We start from the raw sequence: 6,472 nt of genomic DNA, 5'->3' as shown, positions 1-6,472 counted from the left end.
TCGGACCGGCGACATGTTAGCCGCCGAACATGATCGACGATCGACTACCCACTGCAATGTTTCGAGCTCAGCGCCTTTGCCGGAAAGTATTGCCGCGTGACCGTCGTTGACGACGGTCGATACGCCTGGAGTAACCCACTATGGCCGTGACGCAACGACGCACCTCTCGCTGGACGACAGGTCCCCCGCCGTACCAGTCCGACATTACTTGATCTTGATCGTACGGTAGGGCCGTGATCGGCGCGTTCGCTCGCCCCGGTGGCGGCTCTACCGAGCTGCTTGGCGGACGTAGGGGTGGTCGGCTGTAAGGGGTTTCAGATCCGTCCGTGAGCACCAGCTAGCCCTGTGTGATGGGCAGTGTCGGCGCAAAATTTCGATCTCTTCTCGATACAGGAAGTACACCCAGCGTTCATTGGAACTTTATTTCATGTAGCTATGTTCCATGAATATAACGATCGGTTCCAATGGCGCCGATGTGGCGAGTGTTGCTGACGCGGGCGGAATCAAGTGGTCAGGGCATGTGTCGCCCTGACCACTTGATTCCGCTCATTTTTAAGATCAAAGGAGAGAGTCATGGGACGACTGACACCGGAGAAGATGGCCTTTAGCGGCCCGGCCTGGGGCGCGCTATACTCGCGCCCGCCGCATTTCTACCGTGGCTCTCGGAACCTGATCTTCACCTACGAGACCGCACTGGAGCCGGTGCTTGAGCTGTTGCCGGAAGAGGTGGAGCCGGTAAGCGACACGCCGCAGGTACACTTGTGGTTTCAGGACATCACGTTCTCCACGTTCGGTCCGCATCGCGAGACCTGCGGCTTCATCGAATGCCAATTCCGCATTCATGATCGCCTCGGGTCGGATGCGGCTGGAGCGCTTCGCCGACAGGTCCGAGCTGCCCCAGCATGCAGGGCTGTGCCTGAAGTACATCCCCTCGGCCGAACGGGACGAGCCCCCAGCGGTGCTGCAGCTGGTCGTCGACGACTTCACCGCCGAGCCGGTCGTTGGCAGCGACGGCAAACCGGAGATCTTCGCCGGCACCGGCGCAGTCGACTTCGGCCCAGAGAGCGACCTAGACCCAATCACCCGTCTCAAGCCAGTCGGCCCGGTACGCGCGGTTTACACCGTCATGAACTTGGAACTTGACTTCGGAACCGTCGTCAAGGACTACCACGATCCCTCGCGCGGCTGACGCGCAGCGCAATGCAGTCGGCCAGCCCGCCGTGTCCTGTCCCTGGCCATGCGACAGCCTCGCCGCCGCGGACATCCAGTTGACCCCGACCGAGGTCGCCATGATCGAGTTTATCGGCGCAGAGGGCGCCAGCGTCGAGGGCCCACCGCAGAGGGCGTCGAGTAACCGAAACAGCCCGATGCCCTGTGCCCTGATGATGTGGACGTCGCGGACGTGATCGCCCGTGCGATGGGTGGCCCTCGTCAGAGTGGTCCTCGCCGACCCGGAACGAACACAGGCCGTGCAAACCCTGACCGCGGACGCGCTGGCCGAATACCGCTTCCGAAGCCCACACCGCACTCAGTCCATGACCCGTTCCTTCCCGACGGAGGACGACCATGACGACCCAGATCATCGCAGTCCGGCGCACGGGCATTCCGCTCGCGGGCGACCAGCTTGTGGGCTGCCTCGCCGCACCCGGTCAAACGCCGCCGACCGACGTGCCGGACACGCCACGGCTCGTCGCGCGCGGCATCACCAAATCGTTCGGGCATGTGCGGGCGCTTGGCGGTGCCGATCTGCAGATCGCGTCCGGCGAAGTCATCGGCCTGGTCGGCGACAACGGCGCCGGGAAGAGCACTCTCGTCAAGGCCCTCACCGGGGCCCTTCGCCCTGACAACGGCACCGTCGACATCGACGGGCGGCCCGCGCACCTCATGTCACCGACCGTGGCACGCACCCACGGTATCGAGGTCGTCCATCAGGACCTTGCCCTGGCACCCGACCTCGACCCGGTCGCAAACCTTTTCCTCGGCAGGGAACGATTCGCGCCCGGCCGAAGGCCGCTCGGCACGCTCGACCAGCGCGGCATGCGGAAGGCAGCGACCGAAGTTTTCGACCGGGCTGATCTGCGCCTGCCCTCGCTGGATGTCGCGGTCCGCAACCTCTCCGGCGGGCAACGGCAACTCATCTCGGTCGTCCGGGCCATGGCGTTCTCCCGCAGCATCATCTTCATGGACGAGCCGACCGCCGCGCTCGGCGTCCGCCAGACCGAGCAGGTCGCCAAGCTGGTCAAGCAGGCAGCCGCCAGCGGCGTCGCGGTCGTCCTCATCAGCCACAACATCCCCGAGCTATTGGAAGTGGTCGACCGGATCGTCGTGATGCGACTGGGTAGCAGCGTCGCATCGATCCCGATCGGTGAGGCAACCATGGAACGGCTCGTGGGCGCGATGACGGGACTCGGCTAATGGCAATCGACCACACGACGGCAACCGACCACACGACGGCAACTGACATGGACTCCTCGCGCACCGCGGGAACGGCTCATCCCTATCGCCTGCGGAGCATCGCCAGCAATCCCGAGGTGGGCGTGCTCGCCGGGCTCGTCGCGCTGATCGTGATGTTCTGCGTGTGGCAGCCCGGTGGCTTCGCCACCGTCGGCAACCTCAAGAACCTCGTCTCGGACAGCAGTATCCTGATCGTCCTGGCTATGGCGACGACGCTTGTCATCGTCAGCGGCCAGATCGACCTCTCCATCGGCGGCATCATCGCCTTCACCGAGGTCATCACGGCCACGACGTTCCAGGCGATGGGCGGAACAGCTGGCGGCGCGGACGCCATCCTGCTCGGGTTCGTCGTCGCACTGGTGTCCGGCCTGGGCTGGGGGCTGCTGAATGGGTTGCTGGTGACGAAGCTCAAGCTCGCAGCGTTCGTGGCAACTCTCGCAACGCTCGGAATCGCGCAGGGCGCCGCCTACGTGATCAGTCGGGGAACCGACCTTGCGACGGTGCCCGCCGCGCTTACAAAAAGCGTTGGTATCGGTCGTGTCTTCGGAATCCCCACGATCGTGATCATAGCCGCTGTCGTGGTCGTCGCGGCCACCCGTTGCCTCCGCAGGACGCGCTTCGGCCGCTACACCTTCGCAATCGGATCCGATCGAATCGCAGCGCAGCGCGCCGGAGTGCAGGTCGATCTGCACACCATGAGGGTGTACGCACTGGCCGGCCTCGGGTACGGATTCGTCGCGTTCCTCAACCTCGCCCGCTTCTCCACCACAACCATCGGCGGCCACAGCACGGATGCCCTAAACGCCATCACCGCGGTCGCGCTCGGCGGAGCCAGTCTTTATGGCGGAGTCGGAAGCACCATCGGCGCACTGATCGGTGTCTTCATCCCCGCCGTACTGCAGAACGGTTTCGTCGTCGCTGGGGTCGACCCCTTCTACGCGCAGATCAGCGTCGGCGTCGCCCTCATCCTCGCCCTCTGGGGCGACCAGGTGCGCCGTTCCTACTCCAAGACCACCTGACTCCGGGTCTCCCTTCACGGCATATCTCGAAGCCGAAGCCAGAGAGCGCTCGATTCTCAGTTTCTCGGTAACGCCGTGATACTTCCCCACTCACGCACCAATCAGCACCCGAAGGAATCATAATGCGTACTCGACCCACCTGCCTCCGGAAGGCACCCGCCTCTGCCGCAGCCTTGGCGGTCCTGGTCGCCTTGGCCGCCTGCTCAACCTCGTCCGGATCCGATTCATCGTCCGAAACCGCCTCCGGCGGAAGCGCCGTAGCGACCGTGACTCCTGCTGCAAATGCGCCCGAATCAGGCAGCGCAGAAGGAAAGAAGTTCATCTATGTCGCCTATAATTCACCGCTTTACGGGGGCGTATATTGCGGAGCTAAAGCGGAAGCGGAGCGGCTTGGTGTTTCGATCACAAGGCAGTACGCTGCCGAATTCACGCCCGCATCCCAGATCCCGGTTCTAAACGCCGCCTTGGCGACCAGCCCGGATGGGCTGGTAATCAGCCCGACGGATCCGAACGCCATGTACGAACCCATCAAGTCGGTGGTCGACAAGGGAATCCACGTTGCCACCGCAATCAATAACTTGACTAACACTGATCAATTGACGGCTCAAAGCCTTGTTAATAACGAGCAGAGTGGGGCCCTAGCGGCCAAGTACCTGGCCGAGAAGGCAAACGGTAAGAAGGTCAAGGTCGGCCTCATGACGTTCACTGCCGGTGGTAGCGCTGCTGCTGACGGGGAGTGGCATGGCTTCGAATCTGAGATTAAGAAGTACGACAACATTACCTACGTTGGGGCGCAGTTCGATGCTGGCGGCGTAGCTGACACCACGAAGACCGCTGCCGCCATGCTGGCTCGTCATCCTGACCTCTTCGGCGTCTTCGGTACTGAGACTCAGGCGACAACCGGCATCGTGACGGCCGCCAAGCAGCGCGGCGCGGATCTGGAAATTGTTGGCGGTTACGGCGGTTCGGATGACACCAGCATTGCCCAGTTGAACGCAGGAGAAGTCGCTGCAATCACATCTCTTCCGGAGCGGGAGATTGGCGCCAACGCGGTGGATCAGATCGTCAACAAGTTGACGGGCCGTCCGGTGGAAACGGTCGTGAACCTCGACTTCACGCTCTACACCAAGGGGTCCCTGGCGAAGGCAGGTGTCTCGCTGGGAAACGCGCTAGCCAAGTGCTAAACGCCGCCGTTGAACTCGGCAGCGCCGATCGTGTTGCCCTGCCACTACCACGCTATCGGCGGATGGGTGAATTCGATGTCTGGGCCCTCACCGACGGTGTGTTTCGTCCGGAGCGGACATATCTGGGACCTGGTGCGGCCGAGCCGGTGTACAGCTCACTCTTCGAACCGGGTGGCGCATTGGCGGTGCTGCCCCTGGGGTGCTTCCTCATCCGCAATCCACACGGAAGGTTCGTCCTGATCGATGCGGGGCTGGGCCCAGTAAAGATTACCGGTACGGTGTGGCAAGCCTCGGGTGAGCTGCTATCACATGGCTCAGTCCAGGGCGGGCTTCTCCCGGAGCAGCTTTCCGCCATCGGTGTCAACCCTGAGGAGGTGGAGGATGTCGTCGTGACACACCTGCACTGTGATCACTTCGGGTGGCTCGTCGATCCGAACGCTAATTTGTTCCCTCAGGCCAGGATCTGGATCGGCGGGGCTGATTACACGTACTTCCAGGAGTCGGCCAGAAAATCCACGGATGGGCAAGACGACGATGAGCGGAAGTTCATTATCGATCAGCAGCTCTCGCTTGCTGGCTTGCGTGATGCCGGCAGCGTTCAACTCCTGGACCGTGAAAAGTTGGAAGTGTTGCCGGGAATCTCCTTGATGCCGACCCCGGGTCACACCCCGGGGCACACCAGCGTCATGGCGGCCAGCGGCGGCCAGCGGCGGCCAGCGGATCCTGTTCTTCGGTGACGCGATCACCTGCCCGCACCAGTTACACCACCCGAGCTGGCACAGCGTTGGCGACGTCGACGTCAAGCTTGCGAACCACAGCCGGGAGTGGATCTGGAACGAGCTGTCGAAGCCAGGAACCGACGGGGTCGGCTCACACTTCCCGCAGGCACAGGAGGGCACCCTCGCACTCCACGAAGGGCGAGCGTGGTCAGCCTGAAACTCACCGGGAGGGCCCGGCGCGCCCGGGCAGCCGAGCCACGGGCCCTCCCGCACCTACCAAGCAGCGAGATGAAGATCGGTGAGTACTCCAAGCCGTGTCGTCGACGTCGCCCGGCCGCCGTTCACATTGCCGGTCGCCTGCGTCGCCGGGGGATTCGTCATGACGGCATGAGCTGGCGAATGACGGCTGGTTCGGTCAGGGACGGGGTCACCAGGAGAGGGCGTCCTTCCGCCGGCCACGGCAGGGGTGTGCTCTGCGGCCAGTCTCCGGTGGTAACGACGATGACCGCCAGACCGGCCCGCTGCGCGGCGATTGCCCCGATCCTGGAGTCCTCGACGGCGACCGCGTCGCGCGGATCAACTCCCAGGGCCGAGCAGGCGGTTAGGTAGACCTCCGGGTGAGGCTTGGGTAGGTCGACATCGTCCGCGGCGATGGTCGCGTCGAACGCCACATCGAATCCCGCGCCGATGAGCATCGCGACGAGTACATCGGCCGGGCTGTTCGAGGCGACCGCCATCGGTACGCTGCCGCTCAGGCCAGCGAGCAGGGCGGCCGCGCCCGGCATGGCGCGAGGTAGGGTCACGTTTCACCGCCTGCCGCAGCGAACGGTGAAGCACCGATGCGATCAAGGCAGCTTCGTGTTCCTGGTTGCCCCAGCGCGCGATCCGCGCGGCCCCCGACGCGACGGAGCTGCCGACCAGCTGCCCGCGCATCGCGTCGTCCAACTCGAAGGAGACGGCCGCGGCTGCCTCGTCGAACGCGGTGGCCCATGCCGCCGTGCTGTCCACGAGCAATCCATCGCAGTCGAACACCACCGCGGCTGGCCGCTGACTGCCCCCTGTTCGCTGGTTCGCGCCGTGGTGTCCATCGAGGGTG

At 64.0% G+C, this 6,472-nt stretch carries 7 protein-coding genes; 6 read left to right on the top strand and 1 reads right to left on the bottom strand.

From position 1 onward, the window contains the following. Positions 1–841 precede the first annotated feature (841 nt). From AC08OT_RS09945 to AC08OT_RS09925, 5 genes are all read left to right on the top strand, one after another. Positions 842–1,189 (top strand): acetoacetate decarboxylase family protein, encoded by a 348-nt coding sequence (locus AC08OT_RS09945; protein ID WP_476594152.1) that lies wholly within the window; start codon positions 842–844, stop codon positions 1,187–1,189. Between the two features lie 377 nt (positions 1,190–1,566). Then, positions 1,567–2,415 (top strand): ATP-binding cassette domain-containing protein, encoded by an 849-nt coding sequence (locus AC08OT_RS09940; protein WP_476594151.1) that lies wholly within the window; start codon positions 1,567–1,569, stop codon positions 2,413–2,415. Positions 2,416–2,462: 47 nt separating this feature from the next. Continuing rightward, the gene (locus AC08OT_RS09935; RefSeq protein WP_476594150.1) at positions 2,463–3,473 is read left to right on the top strand and encodes an ABC transporter permease; all 1,011 of its coding nucleotides are present in this window, start codon (positions 2,463–2,465) and stop codon (positions 3,471–3,473) included. A gap of 266 nt (positions 3,474–3,739) precedes the next feature. Further along, positions 3,740–4,657, top strand: coding sequence for a substrate-binding domain-containing protein (locus AC08OT_RS09930; protein ID WP_476594149.1), 918 nt, complete (start codon positions 3,740–3,742; stop codon positions 4,655–4,657). Continuing rightward, complete coding sequence (locus AC08OT_RS09925) at positions 4,651–5,394, top strand: MBL fold metallo-hydrolase (RefSeq protein WP_476594148.1); 744 nt, start codon at positions 4,651–4,653, stop codon at positions 5,392–5,394. Before AC08OT_RS09930 ends, AC08OT_RS09925 begins: the two co-directional genes overlap by 7 nt. Before the next feature lie 359 nt (positions 5,395–5,753). Here AC08OT_RS09925 and AC08OT_RS09920 read toward each other — a convergent pair whose 3' ends face one another. Next, entirely contained in the window at positions 5,754–6,179 is a 426-nt protein-coding gene (locus AC08OT_RS09920) for an HAD family hydrolase (RefSeq protein WP_476594147.1), read from the bottom strand. A 65-nt stretch (positions 6,180–6,244) separates the two neighbouring features. Between AC08OT_RS09920 and AC08OT_RS09915 the strand changes: the two genes are divergently transcribed. Beyond that, positions 6,245–6,427: a hypothetical protein gene (locus tag AC08OT_RS09915; RefSeq protein WP_476594146.1), complete on the top strand. Its 183-nt coding sequence runs from the start codon at positions 6,245–6,247 to the stop codon at positions 6,425–6,427. Positions 6,428–6,472: the final 45 nt, after the last annotated feature.

It is taken from the genome of Frankia sp. CgJB1 (assembly GCF_977947065.1).
The sequence above is the reverse complement of the archived record's forward strand: the minus strand, read 5'-3'. Positions and strand labels throughout refer to the sequence as shown.